Raw genomic sequence first — 17,306 nt, 5'->3', positions numbered from 1 at the left:
AACAGCGCCGCCCCGGCCCGCCCCCTCCAACGAGCAGAATAAGAACAACAACAGCAACAACGACAACGAGAACAACAACCAGGACGACGACAAGAACGACGACGACTGACCGTGACTGCTCCTTCGCTTAGTTCCACCCTGCGTACCGCCGCCTGGGTTGCCGGCGGCACGGCCGGTGCCGGTGCGGCGGCCCTGGCATATGCCTCGCTGATTGAGCGGAATCTGTTCGGTGTGCGCGAAGAGACCGTGGCTGTCCTGCCTCCGGGGAGCAAACCCCTGCGCGTCCTGCATCTCTCGGACATCCACTTTGTGCCCAACCAGAACATCAAGGTCCGCTGGCTGCAGTCCCTGGCCGAGCTCGAACCGGATCTGGTGGTCAACACCGGCGACAACCTGAGCCATCTGGAAGCTGTTCCGCCCCTGCTGGAAGCACTCAAGCCGCTGCTGCGCTTCCCGGGCGTATACGTTCCCGGTTCCAACGACTACTACGGTCCGCGGGCCAAGAACCCGCTGACGTACTTCACCGGCCCCTCGAAAATCACCAAGGAACCGCCGGCGCTGCCCTTCGGCGAACTGTTCGGTGCCTTCGAGGATGCCGGCTGGGCCGGCCTGACCAACCGCAGGGATTCCATGGAGCTGGGCGGTGTCCGCTTCGACTTCTCCGGGGTGGATGATCCTCATCTGGACCGCGACGTGTACCCCGGGTTCCCCGACGCGGGTTCCGGCGCCGGGCGTCCGTCTCTGCGGGTGGGAGTTGCCCATGCTCCCTACCAGCGGGTGCTCAACTACTTCACCGACGGCGGTGCCGAGCTGATTCTGGCCGGTCATACGCACGGCGGACAGGTATGCATCCCGTTCTACGGTGCACTGGTCAGCAACTGCGACCTGCCAACCCGTCTGGCCAAGGGCCTGGCTCTCTGGGAGCACAACGGACGGAAAGTTCCGATGAACGTTTCGGCCGGCATCGGGACCTCGCGTTTCGCGCCCGTCCGGTTCGCCTGCCGCCCCGAGGCTGTCCTGCTGACCCTGACCCCGCGGTCCTAGGTCCTTCCTTCCCTGTCCTGCCGCTTCGATCCCGCCGCTTTCATCCCACCGAGCGTACAGATAACGCTCTTCCCAGGGCCGTGAAGCCGCACGAAGTGCACACTCGACGGGCGTAAGCCACAGGATCCGTACTTTCGACAGCTGTATGGGGACGGCCCCTGTGACAACGACGGCGTTCTCACCCAAGCCGTGACCGTCCGGTGTGCAGGCCGGATGTCGGGCATGCGCGTGATCGAGTGTCGAGCTCGTGCCGTTTCTCCCCGCCGAGCGTACCGACGACGCCCTTCTCGACGCCGCCTAGCAGCATGACGTGCACACTCGGCGGAGACCAGCAGCGTGATGTGTACTCTCGGCGGATGGATGCGGCGTGATCCGTACTCTCGGCGGATGCATGCCGCAGAACTCGTACAGTTGGTGCCCGCAGTGTTTCGCGTTGTCCCCGCTTATCCGCCCCGGACGGCCAAACTCCGGACGCCCATCGATTCTCCGCTGTAGGCGGGCTTAGGATTGAGCCCTCAAAGGGACACTCTGCTTGTTGCAGCACCCTCCACCCGCTCAAGAAGGTTCCATGCCTGCGCAGACAACCCTGTGGCAATCCCTTGCACGGCTCTACCCGCATCTGCGGCCCATCCTCCCCCGCCTGATCTGCGGGTTGTTCTGTGCCCTCGGCGCCAGCCTCATGGCGCTGGCGATTCCCCAGGTCTTCCGGGTCCTGATCAACACCTCCCTGTCCCCCGGCGGATCCACGGCGGCTGTCTGGGGAGCGGCCGGCGTCGTCCTGGGTTTGGGCATCCTGGAAGCAACGTTCATTGCCCTGCGCCGCCAGTTCGTGATTGCGCCGGCCACCACCGTGGAAACCCGGATGCGCACCTCGTTCTACCGGCACCTGCAGGACCTCTCCGTCTCCTTCCATGACCGCTGGGGCAGCGGACAGCTGCTCTCGCGGGCTATGAGCGACCTGAACCTGGTCCGCCGCTGGATGGCGTTCGGCGCCATCATGCTGGTGGTCACGGCGCTGACCGTGGTGGTGGGCTTCACCATCATGCTCCTCACCAGCTGGGTGCTGGCGCTGATCTTCATCGCGGCCGCCGTACCGATTGCGGTGTACGGGTACCGCTTCAACCGGTTCTACCGGCAGGTCTCCCGCCAGAGCCAGGACCAAACGGGAGACCTGGCCACCACAGTGGAGGAATCCGTCCACGGCATCCGCGTCCTGAAAGCCTTCGGCCGCAGCCGCGAGGCCCTGGACTCTTTCGAGGAGCAGGCCCGGGAGCTGCGTGAAACCGAGGTGTCGAAGGCAAACTCGCTGGCCAAGTTCTCCCTCGTGGTGACGCTGCTGCCCGAAGCTGCCCTCGCCGTTGCCCTGATTGCAGGAATTATTTCCGTAGCGGACGGCAGTCTCAGCATCGGAGCCCTGGTAGCGTTCTTTGCCACCGCCGCCGTGGTCGCCGGACCTGTGGAGGCCGTGGGTCCGCTGCTGTCCATGACGCTCACGGCAAAAACGGCCATCGACCGGCATTACGAAGTGATGGACGCGCAGTCCTCCATTCAAAACCCGCCCCGGCCGGTGCACCTCACCGATGTCCGCGGAGAGCTGGTGTTTGATGACGTCCATTTCTCCTACCCGGACACAAAGGACGGCACGCGCAACCTGCTCGACGGCGTGAGCCTGTGCCTGCGTCCCGGCGAAACCATGGCCCTGGTGGGAGTGACCGGCAGCGGAAAATCCACCCTGCTGCAGCTGGTTCCCCGGCTGTTTGACGTCACCGCCGGTTCCATCCGGATTGACGGCACCGACCTGCGCCAGCTGGACTTGGAAGAACTGCGCACCATTGTGGCGGTGGCCTTCGAAGACACCACCCTGTTCTCCAGTTCCGTTCGCGACAATGTGCTCCTGGGGGCCCAACCGGCAAGCGCCGCCGAAGCCGATCAGCTGCTGGCCCAGGCCCTGGACGTGGCCCAGGCCGACTTCGTCTACTCACTGCCCGAAGGCACGGATACGCTCATCGGCGAGGAGGGGTTGAGCCTGTCCGGCGGGCAGCGCCAGCGTGTGGCCCTGGCCCGGGCGATCGCTGCACGGCCCACAGTGCTGATCATGGACGATCCGCTTTCGGCCCTGGACGTGCGCACCGAGGAACTGGTGGAAGGACGGCTCCGGGAGGTGCTGGCGGACACCACCACGCTGGTGGTGGCTCACCGCCCGTCCACCGTGTCCCTAGCCGACCGGGTGGCCCTGATGGAAGACGGACGCATCAGCGCTGTCGGCACGCACGCCGAACTCCTGGCCGGCAACGACCACTACCGGTATGTCATTGCCAGCCTGCCCGCGGATCCCGAAGATCTGGACAGCCCGCTGGAGGATGGTCCGCGGCCAGCGGAAGAGGCTGACGAGGCCGCAGGAGCCCTTGAAGCACCGCGCCTGGACGACGAGGAGATTATCCGATGAGCCGCTTCACGGCCCGCCGCGGCAAGGGTGCCGACCCGGCCTATGATGCCACCGCCCGGCTGGGCACCGCAGGCGAGGACGCCGTCCACCTGGGCAAGGAAGAGAACCAGGCCGTCCGCCGCCGCTCACTGGCGCTGCTGGGCTCCCTGATCCGCCCCAACCGCGGGAGGTTCATCGGCACGGTGCTGCTGGTGGTCTTCTCCCAGGCCGCCCGCGTGGCCGGGCCCGCCATCATCGCCTACGGCATTGACCATGCCCTGCCGTACCTGCAGGCCGGCAACACCCTGCCCCTGATCCTTTCGGGGGTGGCTTATCTGCTGGCCGCCCTTCTGGCTGCCGGCCTCACCGCCGCTTATGTCCGCGCCACCGCCCTGCTGAGCCAGGCCATGCTGCTGGACCTGCGGCTGCGGGTCTTCCGCCATACTCAGCGCCTCAGCCTGGAATTCCACGAAAAGTACACCTCCGGGCGCATCATTTCGCGGCAGACCTCCGATTTGGAAGCCCTGCGTGAGCTCCTGGACTCCGGCGTCAGCTCCCTGGCCTCCGGCGCGATGTACATGCTGTTCACGGCAGTCAGCATCTTCCTGCTGGACTGGCGGACGGGGCTGCTGATGCTGGCGGCGTTTGTGCCCATGTACCTGCTGACCCGCTGGTACCAGAAGCGCTCCCAGCTGGCTTACCGGGCTTCCCGGGTCACCTCCGCCAAGCTGATTGTGCACTTCATCGAAACCATGACCGGGATCAGGGCCGTGAAAGCCTTCCGCCGCGAAAAGGTGAACGCTGGGAAGTACGACGAGCTGGCCGAGGATTACCGGGTTGCCACCGTGCGCTCCATCAACCTCAACGGGGTCTTCCAGCCCGGGCTGGTGCTCATTGGCAACGCCACGGTGGCGGTGGTTCTGCTGGCAGGCGGCTTCCGGGTGCTCGACGGCGGCCTGGAGGTGGGTGCCCTGCTGGCACTGCTGCTGTATTCCAAGCGCTTCTTCCAGCCCGTGGACCAGATGGCCATGTTTTACAACTCTTTCCAGTCCGCCTCCGCGGCCCTGGAAAAAGTCTCCGGCCTGCTGGAGGAGGTGCCCACGGTCCGTCCGCCGAAACACCCGGTGGAACTGAAGCGTGCCTCCGGTGACATCCGGTTTGACGGCGTGGAGTTCCGTTACGGCGACGGTCCCGTGATTCTGCCGCAGATGGACCTGCACATTCCCGCCGGCCAAACCGTGGCACTCGTGGGACAGACCGGCGCCGGCAAGTCCACCCTCGCCAAGCTGATCGCCCGCTTCTACGATCCGTCCCAAGGATCGGTGCTGCTGGACGGCGTGGACCTGCGGAGCCTGACCCAGCGGGACCTGCGCCGCGCCGTCGTCATGGTGACTCAGGAGGCGTTCCTGTTCAGCGGCTCCGTGGCGGACAACATTGCCTTGGGCAAGCCCGAAGCCACCCGGGAAGAGATCATTGCCTCGGCCAAGGCGGTGGGCGCGCATGAGTTCATTGAAGCTCTGCCGGAGGGCTATGACACGGACGTGAACAAACGCGGCGGCCGGGTCTCGGCCGGCCAGCGGCAGCTGATCAGCTTTGCCAGGGCTTTCCTGGCCGATCCTGCGGTGCTGATCCTGGACGAGGCCACCTCCTCGCTGGACATCCCCAGCGAACGCCTGGTCCAGCACGGGCTGAAAACCCTGCTGGGCAACCGGACGGCATTGATCATTGCGCACCGGCTGTCCACCGTGGAGATCGCCGACCGGGTGCTGGTCATGCACGCCGGTGAAGTGGTGGAGGACGGCACTCCCGCCGAGCTCACCGGCGGCACCGGCCGGTTCGCCAAGCTGCAGGCCGCCTGGCAGGAGTCCCTCGTGTAACGCCGGTTTCGCGGAATCCACGGTGATCGTCTACACTTGTAAAGTTGCTTCAGCGGCGGGGAAACCCGGCAAACAAGCAGTGGTTACGGGGTGTGGCGCAGCTTGGTAGCGCGCGTCGTTCGGGACGACGAGGTCGCAGGTTCAAATCCTGTCACCCCGACCAAATAAAGAAGAGTCTGTCATTCGACAGGCTCTTTTTTATTGCCCGGATAGACCCGTCATCACCCCAACGGCCGCTTCATCCACATCAGGACCCTCATGGCCGCTGTGCCTTCAAGCCGTTACCGTGGTGCACATGACAACCATCACGGCAGCCCCGGGTGACCTGATTATTGGCGTGAGCGACGGCGTCAGCGTCCGTTTTGCCGGCATCGATGTTGCGGCGCAGCAGCCGCCCAGCGCCTCGCCTGACGGCGACACCTGTATTCAGATCATGCTGGAGGGCGTCAACGGCCGTGACGTCCTGGAAAGGAACCAGCAGCATAGCCGGGACGAAGCCGCGTGGATGGCACGCCGCAGGGAACTCGGGACCACTAAAGCCGGCCACTATCCGCCGCTGCCGGGCGTAGCTGTGCTGGAGCGGGTACGCGCCCGCGTCACTGACGATCCGGGAACCGGCTATCGGTGGATCGGAGGGAGTGTTTCGGGGACCGGAAGCGAGTGGGACGCCTCCTGGTTCCACTTTCCAGCCCCGCCGCGGAACGCCTCCGTACTCACGCTGGTTTTTACCCTCGACGGCGAACCCACGGGCAAGGAATGCGTGGTCCGGCTGCGGGACGGACATTCCCCGGGAACCCTTTGATGTGCCCGCCGCTGCCGTTAAACTCAACGTACCGCCGGTCAGCTCCCCAAGAGGTTTCCATGGCTGTACGTGCAGATCTCAATATTTCCCTGGACGGGTTCGCCACCACCACGGACCAGACGCCCCAGGACCCGTTCGGCCAGGACTGGTCCCGGCTGGTGGCCCCGTACGTCGCCACCAGAACATTCCGGGAACGCGTCATGCATGAGGCCGAAGGCGGCACCACCGGTGTGGATGACAGATACGCCGCCGAGTACTTCGAGGGCATCGGCGCCGAGATCATGGGCGCGGGTATGTTCGGGCTGCACAGCTTTCCCGATGACCCCTCCTGGCAGGGCTGGTGGGGCGATGAAACCCCGTTCCGCTACCCGGTGTTCATTCTCACCCACACCGCCCGTGCACCCATCGATATGCCTGACGGAACACAGTTTGAGTTCCTCGACGCGTCACCGGAGGAAGCACTGGAACGGGCCGTCGATGCAGCCGCCGGCGGTGACGTCCGGATTGGCGGCGGTCCCACCGTGGTCAAATCGTTCCTGGCTGCCGGGCTGGTGGACCGCCTGCACGTGGGCATCACGCCCATCCTGCTGGGCCGCGGCACCAGTCTGTGGGAAGGCCTGCGCGGCCTCGAGGACGGTTACCGCGTCAGCGCTGAAACGGCGGAAAGCGGCGTCACGCACCTGACTTTTTCACGCTGAAGCCTTGGCACCGCACCGAACCTAGACGAAGCTCCGCCCGGTCAGCCGCTCATAAGCCTCAACGTAACGGGCGCGGGTGCGCTCGACAACGTCTGCGGGCAGCGCAGGCGGCCGCGTGTCCGATGCCTTGTCCCAGCCGGATTCCGGCGAGGTCAGCCAGTCCCGGACGTACTGCTTGTCGAAGGACGGCTGGGCACGGCCCGGCTCATACAGCGATGCGTCCCAGAACCGGGAGGAGTCCGGCGTCAGCACTTCATCGCCCAGGGTGACTTCGCCGGTGGCCGGGTCCAGTCCGAACTCCACCTTGGTGTCCGCCAGGATGATGCCGCGGTCCCGGGCGATGGCCTCGGCTGCGGTGTAGATGTCCAGCGTCAGCGAACGCAGCGCCCGCGCCGTCGGGTCTCCGACCAGCTTCACGACGGCGTCGTAGTTGATGTTCTCGTCGTGCTCTCCCACCTCGGCCTTGGCCGACGGCGTAAAGATGGCCGGCTCCAGCCGGGAACCGTCCACCAGCCCGGCCGGCAGCGGCACATCGCACACGGTCTGCGACTGCCGGTATTCGGTCAGACCGGTGCCGGTGAGGTAGCCGCGGGCGATGCATTCCACCGGGTACATCTCCAGCTTTTTGCAGATCATCGCCCGGCCGGCCACCTCGGCGGGCACGCCGTCGTCCGCGGAAATGACATGGTTGGGCACGCCAAGCTGCTCGAACCACCACAGGCTGAGCTGGGTCAGGATCCGGCCCTTATCCGGAATCTCTGAGCTCAGCACATGGTCAAAGGCACTAATCCGGTCACTGGCCACCACCAGGACCTTCTCCCCTGCTCCCGGTGCGGACAAATCCGCGGGCACATACAGGTCGCGGACCTTTCCGGAGTAGACGTGGGTCCAGCCGGCCAGTTCGGGGGCGCTCATGCAAGTTCTCCGTCAGTGTCGCGGCCGGCCGCGGACCGGGAGCCCGCAGGAACAATTACTTCACCGTGCAATGCCTTCAGCGCAATGTCGGTGCGGTGCTGGGACCCTTCCAGCCTGACGCTCTCCACGCCCGCATAGGCCAGGTCCCGGGCAGCCCGCAGGTCCTCACCGAGGGCGACGACGGCGAGCACCCGCCCCCCGGCGGAAACAACCTTGCCGTCCCCGTTGAGCGCGGTGCCGGCGTGCAGCACGTGCACCCCGTCGATCTTTTCTGCCTTCTTCAGCCCGCGGATCCGGTCACCCGTGCGGGGGGCATCCGGATAGTTGGCGGCAGCCACCACCACGGCAACGGCTGTGCGGGGATCCCATTTAAGCTGTTCCATGGCGTCCAGTTCACCCTTGGCGGCGGCCATCAGCAGTCCGCCCACCGGGGTCTTCAGCCGGGCCAGCACCGCCTGGGTTTCCGGGTCACCGAAGCGTGCGTTGAACTCAATGACGCGCATGCCGCGTGAGGTGAGCGCCAGCCCGCAGTACAGGACCCCGACGAAGGGGATGCCGCGTGCCGCCATCTCATCGATCGCGGGCTGTGCCACCCGGCGGATAACGTCCTCAACAAGGTCTGCCGGCGCCCAGGGCAGCGGTGAATAGGCGCCCATCCCGCCGGTGTTGGGGCCGTCGTCGCCGTCGTAAATGCGTTTGAAGTCCTGGGCAGGCGCCAGCGGTACAACGTTGCGGCCGTCAGAGATGACAAAGAGGGATACCTCCGGACCGTCCAGGAATTCCTCAATGACCACGGTGCCGCCCACATCGAAGCACGCCTGCGCGTGGGCCAAAGCCTCGTCGCGGTTGGACGTAACAACAACGCCCTTTCCGGCGGCGAGACCGTCATCCTTCACCACGTAAGGAGCCCCGAACGTGTCCAGGGCATCGGCCGCTTCCTCCGCGGTGGACGCCACGCGTGCCATGGCGGTGGGAACTCCGGCAGCAGCCATGACCTGTTTGGCGAACGCCTTGGATGCCTCCAGCTGCGCCGCAGCCTTGGACGGGCCGAAAACGGGGATGCCGGCCTCCCGGAGGGCATCGGCCACTCCCGCGGCAAGCGGAGCTTCGGGGCCAATGACCACGAGGTCGGATCCGAGGCTGCGGGCCAGTTCGGTCACCTCCGCAGGGTCACTGGCGTTGAGCTCGTGGACCGGAACCAGCTGCGCCATGCCCGCGTTGCCGGGGGCTGCGTGCACCTCGCGAACGTAGGGATCGGCCAGCAGGGATCGGACAAGGGCATGTTCGCGGCCGCCGGGGCCAACAACGAGAACCTTCACAGTAGTTCAGAGTACTGGCTGGGCTCCGGCAGCCGAAAGAACGGGGCTCTTATGACGGGCCCGTGACGGAGCCGCCCCCGCCGGGCAGGCACGTGCTGCCGCCGGCAACCCATACCTGCAGCCTTCGGCTGCGAATAGAGTCCATGACCGCCTCTCCGAAGTACTCCGCCCGCAGGACCCGGAATTTGGGCAGGACCCGGCACCCCGCCCTGTACGCCGCACTGGCGGGCATTCTTGCCGCCGGCACCGTGCTGGCCGCCGCTGAACTGGCCGGAGCGTTCTTCACGGCCAGTGCCCGGCCGCTGATTGCGCTGGGTTCCACCTTCATTGACTTCACCCCCCTGTGGCTGAAGAACTTTGCGGTGGAAACCTTCGGCACCAATGACAAGGCTGTGCTCTTTGCGGGCATGGGCCTGACCATTGCGGTGCTGGCGGCCTGCGCGGGAGTGCTGGCGCGCCGGCGCTGGGCCCTGGGAGTGGCCGCCGTCGTCGTCATGGGAACAGTGATCGTGGCCTGCGTGCTGACCCGCGCAGGCGCCGCGCCGCTTGATGCCGTTCCCACGGTGCTGGGTACCGCCGTCGGAATTGCTGTGCTCCGCGGCCTGATTCGGCGTATTCCCGTTTCCGGGCCCGCCGCATCCCCTGAATCGCCTGCGGTCCAGCCGCAGCCCGGCAACACTCCCCGCCCGGCGCAGAGCGCCGCAAGGGCACCCGTTGCCGCCTCAAACCGGGCGGGGGACGGTGGGAACGATGGCAGTGCCGGGGCCGTCATCGGCGGCCGGTCCCCCGCCCCGCTCTTACAGCGCCCGACCCGGCGCGGTTTCTTCGCTGCCGCCGGAATCACCGCGCTTGCCGCAGGCGCAGCAGCAGCCGGCGGCCGGGCCATCGCCTCGGCCCGGAACACCACCGCGTCCTTCCGGGCGGCGTTGAAACTTCCGGCCGCCGCGCAGACCGCGCCCGCTCTGCCCGCGGGACTGCAGTCGCCGGTGCCCGGAGTAACCCCGTGGCTGACCGCCAACGCGGACTTCTACCGGATCGACACTGCCCTGAGCGTCCCGGAAATTGACGCTGAAACCTGGGAACTGCGGATCCACGGCATGGTGGAGGAAGAGATCCGGATCAACTTTGCCGAGCTGCTGGACGCGGACCTGGTGGAACGCCACCTGACCCTGACCTGTGTCTCCAATCCGCTCGGCGGCGACCTCGCCGGCACCGCCAAATGGCTCGGGCTTCCCGTGCGTGAACTGCTGGCCCGGGCACGCCCGACCGCTGACGCGGACATGGTGCTCTCCACCAGCATCGACGGATTCAGCGCGTCCACTCCCCTGGAAGTGCTGCAGGATGACCGTGACGCCCTGCTGGCCGTGGGCATGAACGATGAACCGCTGCCGCCGGTGCACGGTTATCCGGTGCGGATGGTGGTGCCAGGGCTGTACGGATTCGTTTCCGCCACCAAATGGATCATCGACATGGAGGTCACCCGTTTCGACGCGCAGACCGCCTATTGGACGGACCGCGGATGGGCTGAGAAAGCGCCGGTGAAAACCATGGCCCGGGTGGAAGTTCCGGCGTCGTTTGCCCGGGTGCCGGCCGGCCCCGTGGACGTGGGCGGCACCGCCTGGTCCCAGCAGCGCGGCATCACCGGCGTGGAGATCTCCATCGACAACGGTGACTGGAAGCCGGCTCTGCTCGCCGCCGAGGCGTCGGTGGACACCTGGCGCCAGTTTTCCTACCGCACCGACGCACTCTCCCCCGGAAATCATACGGTCCGGGCCCGGGCCACCGACCCGCAGGACGGCGTCCAGACCGAGGCGCGGGCCGACACGGTTCCGGACGGAGCCTCCGGCTGGCAGTCCGTTCAGTTCATGGTGGAATAGAAACATGCCTGCCACTTTTACCGCGTCCGATGCCGTTGAACTTGCCGTTGTGGAACGCAGCGGTTTCATCGAGTCCCGCCATATCGGTTCCGCCGTGGTCATGGCTGCAGACGGAACCGTTGTCACTGCCCTCGGCGACATCACCACCCCCGTCTTTCCGCGCTCCACGCTGAAGCCGTTCCAGGCCGTGGCCGCCATGCAGTCCGGTGTTCCGCTGCGCGGGCCGCAGGTGGCCTTGGCCGCCGCCAGCCACACCGGGTCCCAGGAGCACATGGACGTTGTGAAGACCATGCTGGCTGCCGCCGGCGTCACCGAGGACCACCTGCAGTGCCCCGAAGACTGGCCGCAGGACGAGGCCGCCCGCCACGCGCTGATCCGTGCCGGCAAGGGCAAGAACAAACTGGCCTTCAACTGCTCCGGCAAGCACGCCGCTTTCCTCTGGGCCTGCACCGAAAACAACTGGGACCATGCCACGTATCTGGACCCGCAGCATCCGCTGCAGCAGCGCATCGCCGAAGTCATCGAGGAATTCACCGGCGAAAGCGTCAGCCACTGGGGAACCGACGGCTGCGGTGCGCCGCTGGCCGCCGTCTCCCTGACCGGGCTGGCACGCGGCATTGGCCGCCTCGCCAAGGCACCGTCCGGCAAACACGGCAATGCCCGGGCAGCCACGGTTGCCACCGCCATGCTTGACTACCCCTGGGCGGTTCACGGCCACGGCCGTGAAAACACCGTGGTGATGGAAGACCTCGGCATCATCTCCAAGAACGGCGCCGAGGGCGTCCTGGTCCTGGGCACCGACACGGGAGTGTCGGTGGCCCTGAAGATGCTCGACGGCGACACCCGGGCAGCGTCCCTGGTGGGCCTGACCCTGCTCGCTGCCAGCGGCGCCGTGGATCCCGGCAAGATCAGCGCGGTGCTGGACAAGATTGTCCGTCCCGTTCTGGGCGGCGGCGAACCGGTGGGCAGCATCCGCCTCGGCGCACCCGTGACGGCGCTGCTGGATTCCGCCCTGCTGGATTCCTGAGCGGACCGGCGGGACAAACCATGGCACGACGACGGGTCCCGGCTGCCGGGGGCGAAGCTGCGCTGCGCGCCGCCCTGACAGCCGCAGCGGCCGGGACGAAGGCTGACCGGAACACCCTGGCCACGGCCGTCCGCTATTCGCTGGAAGAACTGGCGGAGCGCGCGCCGGGCAACAGCGTAGAGGTACGGGTGCCGCCGTTCGGCGTCACCCAGTGCGTCGCCGGCCCCCGGCACACCCGCGGCACCCCGCCCAACGTGATCGAAACCGACGCCGCCACCTGGCTGGGCATGGTCTCCGGGCAGCAGTCCTGGGATGAGTCCGTCCAGGCCGGCAAAGTGGCGGCGTCGGGACTGCGGGCCAATCTCTCCGAGTGGCTGCCGCTGTTCCGTGCAGGCCAATAACCTCTACTGCCGGTAGAATTTCCGTATGGATTCCCAGCAGCACAACCCTGAACGCCGTGAGATTACCGTCCGCCGCGCTCCCCGCTTTGTCCCCTTCCTCATGCTGGGCGTGGTTGCCGGCTTCATCGCCGCGCTGCTGGTCGCCTATCTCGGGCCGGAAAACCCCACCTACACACGTGAAGCAACACTGGGTTTCTTCACCATCGTCTTCGCCATCCCCGGCGTCGCGCTGGGAGCCCTGGTTGTGCTGCTCCTGGACTGGATCAGTGTCCGCAAAACCCGCCGCGCCGTCGTCGAACGGGATGAAGACTAGCCCTTCCGGTCCCGGCCGTAATGGTTGCGCACGAAGGTCGGGCTTTCCCCGCGGCGTGAGAGACTTATCCCATGGCACGCGGTGATGGAAAGCTTTCCCACGATCTCATGCCCGGCGAGAAAGGTCCGCAGGATGCCTGCGGAGTTTTCGGAGTCTGGGCCCCCGGCGAAGAGGTAGCAAAACTTACCTATTACGGGCTCTACGCACTGCAGCACCGCGGACAGGAATCCGCCGGCATTGCAACCAGTGACGGTACAAGAATCAGCGTCTACAAGGACATGGGCCTGGTTTCCCAGGTCTTTGACGAGACAACGCTGAACACCCTCGGCGGTCACATAGCGGTGGGACACTGCCGCTACTCAACTACCGGCGCCTCGCACTGGGCCAACGCCCAGCCCACCCTCGGCGCAACCGCCAGCGGCACAGTGGCGCTGGCCCACAACGGCAACCTGACCAACTCCGCTGAGCTCTACGAGATGATCGTTGAACGCGGGGGGCGTCCCCGCTCCGGCGAGATCGCCCAGGGCAACACCTCGGACACTGCCCTGGTCACGGCACTGCTTAACGGTTCAGACGGCCGCTCCCTCGAGGAAACAGCGCTGGAGCTGCTGCCCAAACTGCGCGGCGCATTCTCCTTCGTCTTCATGGATGAAGGCACCCTGTATGCCGCCCGTGACACCTACGGGGTGCGCCCCCTGGTCCTCGGACGGCTGAACCGCGGCTGGGTTGTAGCCTCGGAAGGCTCCGCCCTGGCCACTGTGGGTGCCAGCTTCATCCGCGAAATCAAGCCCGGCGAGTTCATTGCGATCGATGAAAACGGTGTGCGGAGCACTCAGTTCGGCGAGCCCACCCCGGCCGGCTGCGTTTTCGAGTACGTCTACCTCGCCCGGCCCGACGCCGTCATCAACGGACGCTCGGTCTACGAGAGCCGGGTGGAAATGGGCCGCCAGCTCGCCCGCGAGTTCCCGGTCGAGGCGGATATTGTTATTCCCGTACCGGAGTCCGGAACCCCGGCCGCCGTCGGATACGCCGAAGAATCCGGTGTCCCTTTCGCCCACGGATTCGTCAAGAATTCCTACGTGGGCCGCACCTTCATCCAGCCCAGCCAGACCCTGCGCCAGCTGGGCATCAAGCTCAAGCTCAACGCGCTGGAATCCGTCATCCGGGGTAAGCGGGTTGTGGTGGTCGACGACAGCATTGTGCGCGGCAACACCCAGCGGGCCATTGTGCGGATGCTGCGCGAAGTCGGTGCCAAGGAAGTGCACGTCAAGATTTCCTCCCCGCCCGTTCAATGGCCCTGTTTCTACGGGATCGACTTCGCTTCCCGGGCCGAGCTGATCGCCAACGGTGCGGCCGTGGATGAAATCTCCGCGTCCATCGGAGCCGACAGCCTGGCCTACATCTCCGAGAACGGCATGATCGGAGCCACCCAGCAGCCCCGGGAGCGCCTGTGCACCGCCTGCTTCACAGGTGTGTATCCCATTGAGCTGCCGTCGGCGGACAAGCTGGGCAAGTCCCTGCTGGAGCCCGCGGCACCGGCCAACCCCGCAGCTGATGACGGCTCGAACGGCTGCGACCCCGGCCCCGACGCCGAATATGAGAACCTCCTCACCGAATCCGATAAGAAGGAAGCCGTATGAGCTCGTCCGAGACCGCCATCACCTATGCCTCAGCGGGCGTGGACGTTGAAGCCGGAGACAAAGCCGTTGAATTGATGAAGGCAGCCGTGAAGGCTACCCATAATTCCTCCGTCCTGGGCGGAGTGGGCGGTTTCGCCGGTCTCTACGACGTATCCCGTCTCCTGACCTACAACAAGCCGCTGCTGGCAACATCCACCGACGGCGTCGGCACCAAGGTTGCCATTGCCCAGGCAATGGACATCCACGACACCATCGGTTTCGACCTGGTGGGCATGGTGGTGGATGACATCGTCGTCGTCGGCGCCGAGCCGCTGTTCATGACGGATTACATTGCCTGCGGCAAGGTTGTGCCGGAGCGTATCGCCGATATTGTCCGGGGCATCGCCGCAGCGTGCGAGGTAGCGGGCACTGCCCTGGTGGGCGGCGAAACCGCTGAGCATCCCGGCCTGCTGGGCGAACATGAGTACGACGTCGCCGGCGCGGCCACCGGCGTGGTGGAGGCCGCCAACCTGCTGGGCCCCGAACGCGTCCGTGACGGTGACGTGGTGATCGGCATGGCTTCCTCGGGCCTTCACTCCAACGGCTACTCGCTGGTCCGCAGCGTCATCAACCGTGCCGGCTGGCAGCTGGAGCGCCAGGTCAGCGAGTTCGGCCGGACACTCGGTGAGGAACTGCTGGAACCCACCCGCGTTTATGCCGCTGACTGCCTGGACCTGGCCCGGCTGGAAGCTGCCGGCGTCCACGGGTTCAGCCATGTCACCGGCGGCGGCCTCGCCGCCAACCTGGCACGGGTGCTGCCCAAGGGCCTCGAAGCGACGGTGGACCGCTCCACCTGGGAGCTGCCGCCCATCTTCAAGCTGGTGGGTGAACTGGGCAATGTGCCGCAGTCCGATCTGGAACGCACCCTGAACCTCGGCGTGGGCATGGTGGCCATCGTGGACGCGGCAGGGGCGGACGCAGCTCTTGCCCGGCTCGCCGAGCGCGGCGTCCCGGCCTGGGCCATGGGCACCGTGGGTGCCGCAGGCCCGGCGCAGGCAGGACCCGACTACGTCCAGGGCGCGAAGGGCGTCGACGGCGGCGCCGTCCGTCTGGTAGGTAACTACGCGGGCTGACCGGCCGCCCTTCAATAAGGGTCCTCACAAACAAGGGCGCTCATCGGCTTCGATGAGCGCCCTTTGCGTTGGGTTGCCGGGGCGGGAAGAGAACTCCGCCGCGGACACGCTTTAACGGCCTTCAGCGGATCCACCCGAGGGTGAATCCGCTGAAGGATAGCAATTGGCCGACGCTTTGAAGTGTGCCGCTTTAGCCGGTGCGGCGGGAAGTACCTTCATCGTCGTCATCGTCGCCAAATTGATCCGCGTACTTGTCTTCGTACGCCGAGTAATCCGGCTCGGCCGGTTCCTCGGGATATCGACTCGATGGACGGCTCGTTGGTCCCGCAAGCTCACGCTGCAGTGCCGAGTAGTCCGTGGCCGGGGTGAAGTACTTCATTTCCCGGGCCTGCTTGGTTGCTTTTGCCTTTTGACGGCCGCGCCCCATGGCGTGACCCCCTTTTTGCGTCGATCCGGAGGTGGTCACTCTGAGCAAGATGAGCGAGGCCCCGGAATATTTGGTCAATTTGTCGTAAGTACAGGTTACATGTTTTCGGGCCGTCATGTGCCCCGCCTCGCCCTATGTGGCACTCCGAGACCCCGGATTGCTCACGGCCCCCTGCGCCCCTCATCCTGCACGACCGCAGCCACACTGGGTAAAGTCAGGGGTAGAGACAGTTTTGGGGCCCCTTCCGGGCCGCCTACAGGGAGGACTGACGTTCACCATGAGCGATAAAAAGAGCACGCCGCCAGGGACAGGTTCCTCTCCCGTTTCGGGAGCATCCCCGGTGAAGCCGACCGCTGATGGGGCCGGAGCTGCGCCCGCTGCATCACCCGGACTGCCGGACCTGGAAGCCCACGCCGAGGCACCGCAGTGGCTGTCGGGGGACAGCGGACACGACACCCGGGTGTGGTCCGACGAATTCGACGGCACCGAAGCCGGGCCGGACGGCGCGTTGGCCGCTGAAGAACCGGAGCTGACCGACCCGGACGATGTCACCCTGGAAGAGCCTTCCCTGAGCAGCCCGGACATCAGCTCCGATGCGGCGGACGCTGCCTCGCTCAACGACGCCGCCGCCGAGGTTAAGGCAGTGGAGGCCGAAGCTGCGGATGCGGCTGTCCTCACCGACCCGGCAGCCAACCACCCCGCCGCCGCGGGCCACACGGCTGCAATCGAGGCTGACCCCGTGACCGGCAGCGGGGCCGCCGACGATGCGTCAAAGACGGCTGAAACTCCCCGCCCGGACGGAGGCACGGAGGTGCCTCCGTCCGCGGGCGAAGCTGCAGGCCCGGAGGCTCCTGCACTGGCTTCGGATACCCGCCGTTCCCGCCGCGGCGGAACAGAGCCCCGCAGCACCGCTGCAACATCCGGTTCAGACGAGCCGCCCGCCAGTGGAACTGCCCGGCGCACCCTGATCATCATTGGGATACTGGGGGTGCTCGCCGTCCTGGTGGTGCTGTTCTTCACCGTGGTCCTGGGTTCGGATAAGGAACCGGGGGTGCTGGAAGAGGACGTTGCCCCCATTGAGCTGGATGCCGGTGCCTGCCTTACCGATTTCACCGGAGTCAATGAACCTGCCACGGTGGTCACCTGCGAGACTCCGCACAACGCCCAGCTGGTTGCCGCCGACACCTACCCGGATAACGGTGAGTTCCCCGGCACCGAGGCACTCTCGGAACGGGCCACCGAAATATGCTCCCAGGTCCGCTACTCCGAGGAGGTGACCGATTCCCCTGATTTGGAGCTTCAGGAGAACAAGGTCATTCCCACCCGCGAGTCGTGGGACGAGGGCGACCGCCGCATCGACTGCTTTGTGGTTTCCAGCGGAGAAGCGGACCTGACAGCCTCACTGCTTGCCGACTAGTTGGCTGATGCG

General features: G+C 66.2%; 15 protein-coding genes and 1 tRNA gene. 13 read left to right on the top strand and 3 right to left on the bottom strand.

The window, feature by feature from the left end; genetic code table 11:
* Window positions 1-111 precede the first annotated feature (111 nt).
* The 6 genes from QMA10_RS04405 to QMA10_RS04380 all read left to right on the top strand — a co-directional run bounded on the left by QMA10_RS04405 (window position 112) and on the right by QMA10_RS04380 (window position 6,846).
* A complete protein-coding gene (locus tag QMA10_RS04405) occupies window positions 112-1,044 on the top strand; it encodes a metallophosphoesterase (protein WP_290166469.1) in 933 nt (310 codons plus the stop codon).
* 568 nt (window positions 1,045-1,612) lie between these two features.
* Window positions 1,613-3,490 (top strand): ABC transporter ATP-binding protein, encoded by a 1,878-nt coding sequence (locus tag QMA10_RS04400; RefSeq protein WP_290166468.1) that lies wholly within the window; start codon window positions 1,613-1,615, stop codon window positions 3,488-3,490.
* Window positions 3,487-5,346, top strand: a complete 1,860-nt coding sequence (locus tag QMA10_RS04395) for an ABC transporter ATP-binding protein (RefSeq protein ID WP_290166467.1) — start codon at window positions 3,487-3,489, stop codon at window positions 5,344-5,346. Before QMA10_RS04400 ends, QMA10_RS04395 begins: the two co-directional genes overlap by 4 nt.
* A gap of 86 nt (window positions 5,347-5,432) precedes the next feature.
* Window positions 5,433-5,509: transfer RNA gene (locus tag QMA10_RS04390), tRNA-Pro, on the top strand.
* A gap of 132 nt (window positions 5,510-5,641) precedes the next feature.
* Window positions 5,642-6,148 (top strand): hypothetical protein, encoded by a 507-nt coding sequence (locus QMA10_RS04385; protein ID WP_290166466.1) that lies wholly within the window; start codon window positions 5,642-5,644, stop codon window positions 6,146-6,148.
* Window positions 6,149-6,207: 59 nt separating this feature from the next.
* Entirely contained in the window at window positions 6,208-6,846 is a 639-nt protein-coding gene (locus QMA10_RS04380) for a dihydrofolate reductase family protein (RefSeq protein ID WP_290166465.1), read from the top strand.
* A gap of 21 nt (window positions 6,847-6,867) precedes the next feature.
* On the opposite strand, the gene QMA10_RS04375 is transcribed toward QMA10_RS04380, so the two are convergent.
* Together QMA10_RS04375 and purD are read right to left on the bottom strand one after the other, a co-directional pair.
* Window positions 6,868-7,761, bottom strand: coding sequence for a phosphoribosylaminoimidazolesuccinocarboxamide synthase (locus QMA10_RS04375; protein ID WP_290166463.1), 894 nt, complete (start codon window positions 7,759-7,761; stop codon window positions 6,868-6,870).
* The gene (purD, locus tag QMA10_RS04370; RefSeq protein ID WP_290166462.1) at window positions 7,758-9,080 is read right to left on the bottom strand and encodes a phosphoribosylamine--glycine ligase; all 1,323 of its coding nucleotides are present in this window, start codon (window positions 9,078-9,080) and stop codon (window positions 7,758-7,760) included. Before purD ends, QMA10_RS04375 begins: the two co-directional genes overlap by 4 nt.
* A gap of 143 nt (window positions 9,081-9,223) precedes the next feature.
* Here purD and QMA10_RS04365 point away from each other — a divergent pair, with 143 nt between their 5' ends.
* From QMA10_RS04365 to purM, 6 genes are all read left to right on the top strand, one after another.
* The gene (locus tag QMA10_RS04365; RefSeq protein WP_290166461.1) at window positions 9,224-10,957 is read left to right on the top strand and encodes a molybdopterin-dependent oxidoreductase; all 1,734 of its coding nucleotides are present in this window, start codon (window positions 9,224-9,226) and stop codon (window positions 10,955-10,957) included.
* Window positions 10,958-10,961: 4 nt separating this feature from the next.
* Complete coding sequence (locus QMA10_RS04360) at window positions 10,962-11,984, top strand: asparaginase (RefSeq protein ID WP_290166460.1); 1,023 nt, start codon at window positions 10,962-10,964, stop codon at window positions 11,982-11,984.
* A gap of 20 nt (window positions 11,985-12,004) precedes the next feature.
* Entirely contained in the window at window positions 12,005-12,385 is a 381-nt protein-coding gene (locus QMA10_RS04355; protein WP_290166459.1) for a sterol carrier family protein, read from the top strand.
* A 25-nt stretch (window positions 12,386-12,410) separates the two neighbouring features.
* Complete coding sequence (locus tag QMA10_RS04350) at window positions 12,411-12,698, top strand: hypothetical protein (RefSeq protein WP_290166457.1); 288 nt, start codon at window positions 12,411-12,413, stop codon at window positions 12,696-12,698.
* 71 nt (window positions 12,699-12,769) lie between these two features.
* Window positions 12,770-14,338 carry an amidophosphoribosyltransferase gene (gene purF / locus QMA10_RS04345; RefSeq protein ID WP_290166455.1) on the top strand — a complete coding sequence of 523 codons (1,569 nt, stop codon included), beginning with the start codon at window positions 12,770-12,772 and terminating at the stop codon, window positions 14,336-14,338.
* Window positions 14,335-15,450 carry a phosphoribosylformylglycinamidine cyclo-ligase gene (gene purM / locus QMA10_RS04340; RefSeq protein WP_290166453.1) on the top strand — a complete coding sequence of 372 codons (1,116 nt, stop codon included), beginning with the start codon at window positions 14,335-14,337 and terminating at the stop codon, window positions 15,448-15,450. The genes purF and purM overlap by 4 nt, the downstream gene beginning before the upstream one ends.
* 190 nt (window positions 15,451-15,640) lie before the next feature.
* On the opposite strand, the gene QMA10_RS04335 is transcribed toward purM, so the two are convergent.
* Entirely contained in the window at window positions 15,641-15,877 is a 237-nt protein-coding gene (locus tag QMA10_RS04335) for a DUF3073 domain-containing protein (protein ID WP_104102792.1), read from the bottom strand.
* 277 nt (window positions 15,878-16,154) lie between these two features.
* Here QMA10_RS04335 and QMA10_RS04330 point away from each other — a divergent pair, with 277 nt between their 5' ends.
* Complete coding sequence (locus QMA10_RS04330) at window positions 16,155-17,294, top strand: septum formation family protein (RefSeq protein ID WP_290166451.1); 1,140 nt, start codon at window positions 16,155-16,157, stop codon at window positions 17,292-17,294.
* Window positions 17,295-17,306 lie beyond the last annotated feature (12 nt).

It is taken from the genome of Arthrobacter sp. APC 3897 (assembly GCF_030407495.1).
In the GTDB taxonomy this organism is placed as follows: Bacteria; Actinomycetota; Actinomycetes; order Actinomycetales; family Micrococcaceae; genus Arthrobacter_B.
The sequence above is the reverse complement of the archived record's forward strand: the minus strand, read 5'-3'. Positions and strand labels throughout refer to the sequence as shown.

Coding starts and splice junctions, on each gene's coding strand:
- purF (WP_290166455.1), top strand. CDS start 12,770: ATGGCACGCGGTGATGGAAAGCTTTCCCACGATCTCATGCCCGGCGAG.
- QMA10_RS04365 (WP_290166461.1), top strand. CDS start 9,224: ATGACCGCCTCTCCGAAGTACTCCGCCCGCAGGACCCGGAATTTGGGC.
- QMA10_RS04400 (WP_290166468.1), top strand. CDS start 1,613: ATGCCTGCGCAGACAACCCTGTGGCAATCCCTTGCACGGCTCTACCCG.
- purM (WP_290166453.1), top strand. CDS start 14,335: ATGAGCTCGTCCGAGACCGCCATCACCTATGCCTCAGCGGGCGTGGAC.
- QMA10_RS04330 (WP_290166451.1), top strand. CDS start 16,155: ATGAGCGATAAAAAGAGCACGCCGCCAGGGACAGGTTCCTCTCCCGTT.
- QMA10_RS04335 (WP_104102792.1), bottom strand. CDS start 15,877: ATGGGGCGCGGCCGTCAAAAGGCAAAAGCAACCAAGCAGGCCCGGGAA.
- QMA10_RS04350 (WP_290166457.1), top strand. CDS start 12,411: ATGGATTCCCAGCAGCACAACCCTGAACGCCGTGAGATTACCGTCCGC.
- QMA10_RS04360 (WP_290166460.1), top strand. CDS start 10,962: ATGCCTGCCACTTTTACCGCGTCCGATGCCGTTGAACTTGCCGTTGTG.
- QMA10_RS04385 (WP_290166466.1), top strand. CDS start 5,642: ATGACAACCATCACGGCAGCCCCGGGTGACCTGATTATTGGCGTGAGC.
- QMA10_RS04355 (WP_290166459.1), top strand. CDS start 12,005: ATGGCACGACGACGGGTCCCGGCTGCCGGGGGCGAAGCTGCGCTGCGC.
- QMA10_RS04380 (WP_290166465.1), top strand. CDS start 6,208: ATGGCTGTACGTGCAGATCTCAATATTTCCCTGGACGGGTTCGCCACC.
- QMA10_RS04375 (WP_290166463.1), bottom strand. CDS start 7,761: ATGAGCGCCCCCGAACTGGCCGGCTGGACCCACGTCTACTCCGGAAAG.
- QMA10_RS04395 (WP_290166467.1), top strand. CDS start 3,487: ATGAGCCGCTTCACGGCCCGCCGCGGCAAGGGTGCCGACCCGGCCTAT.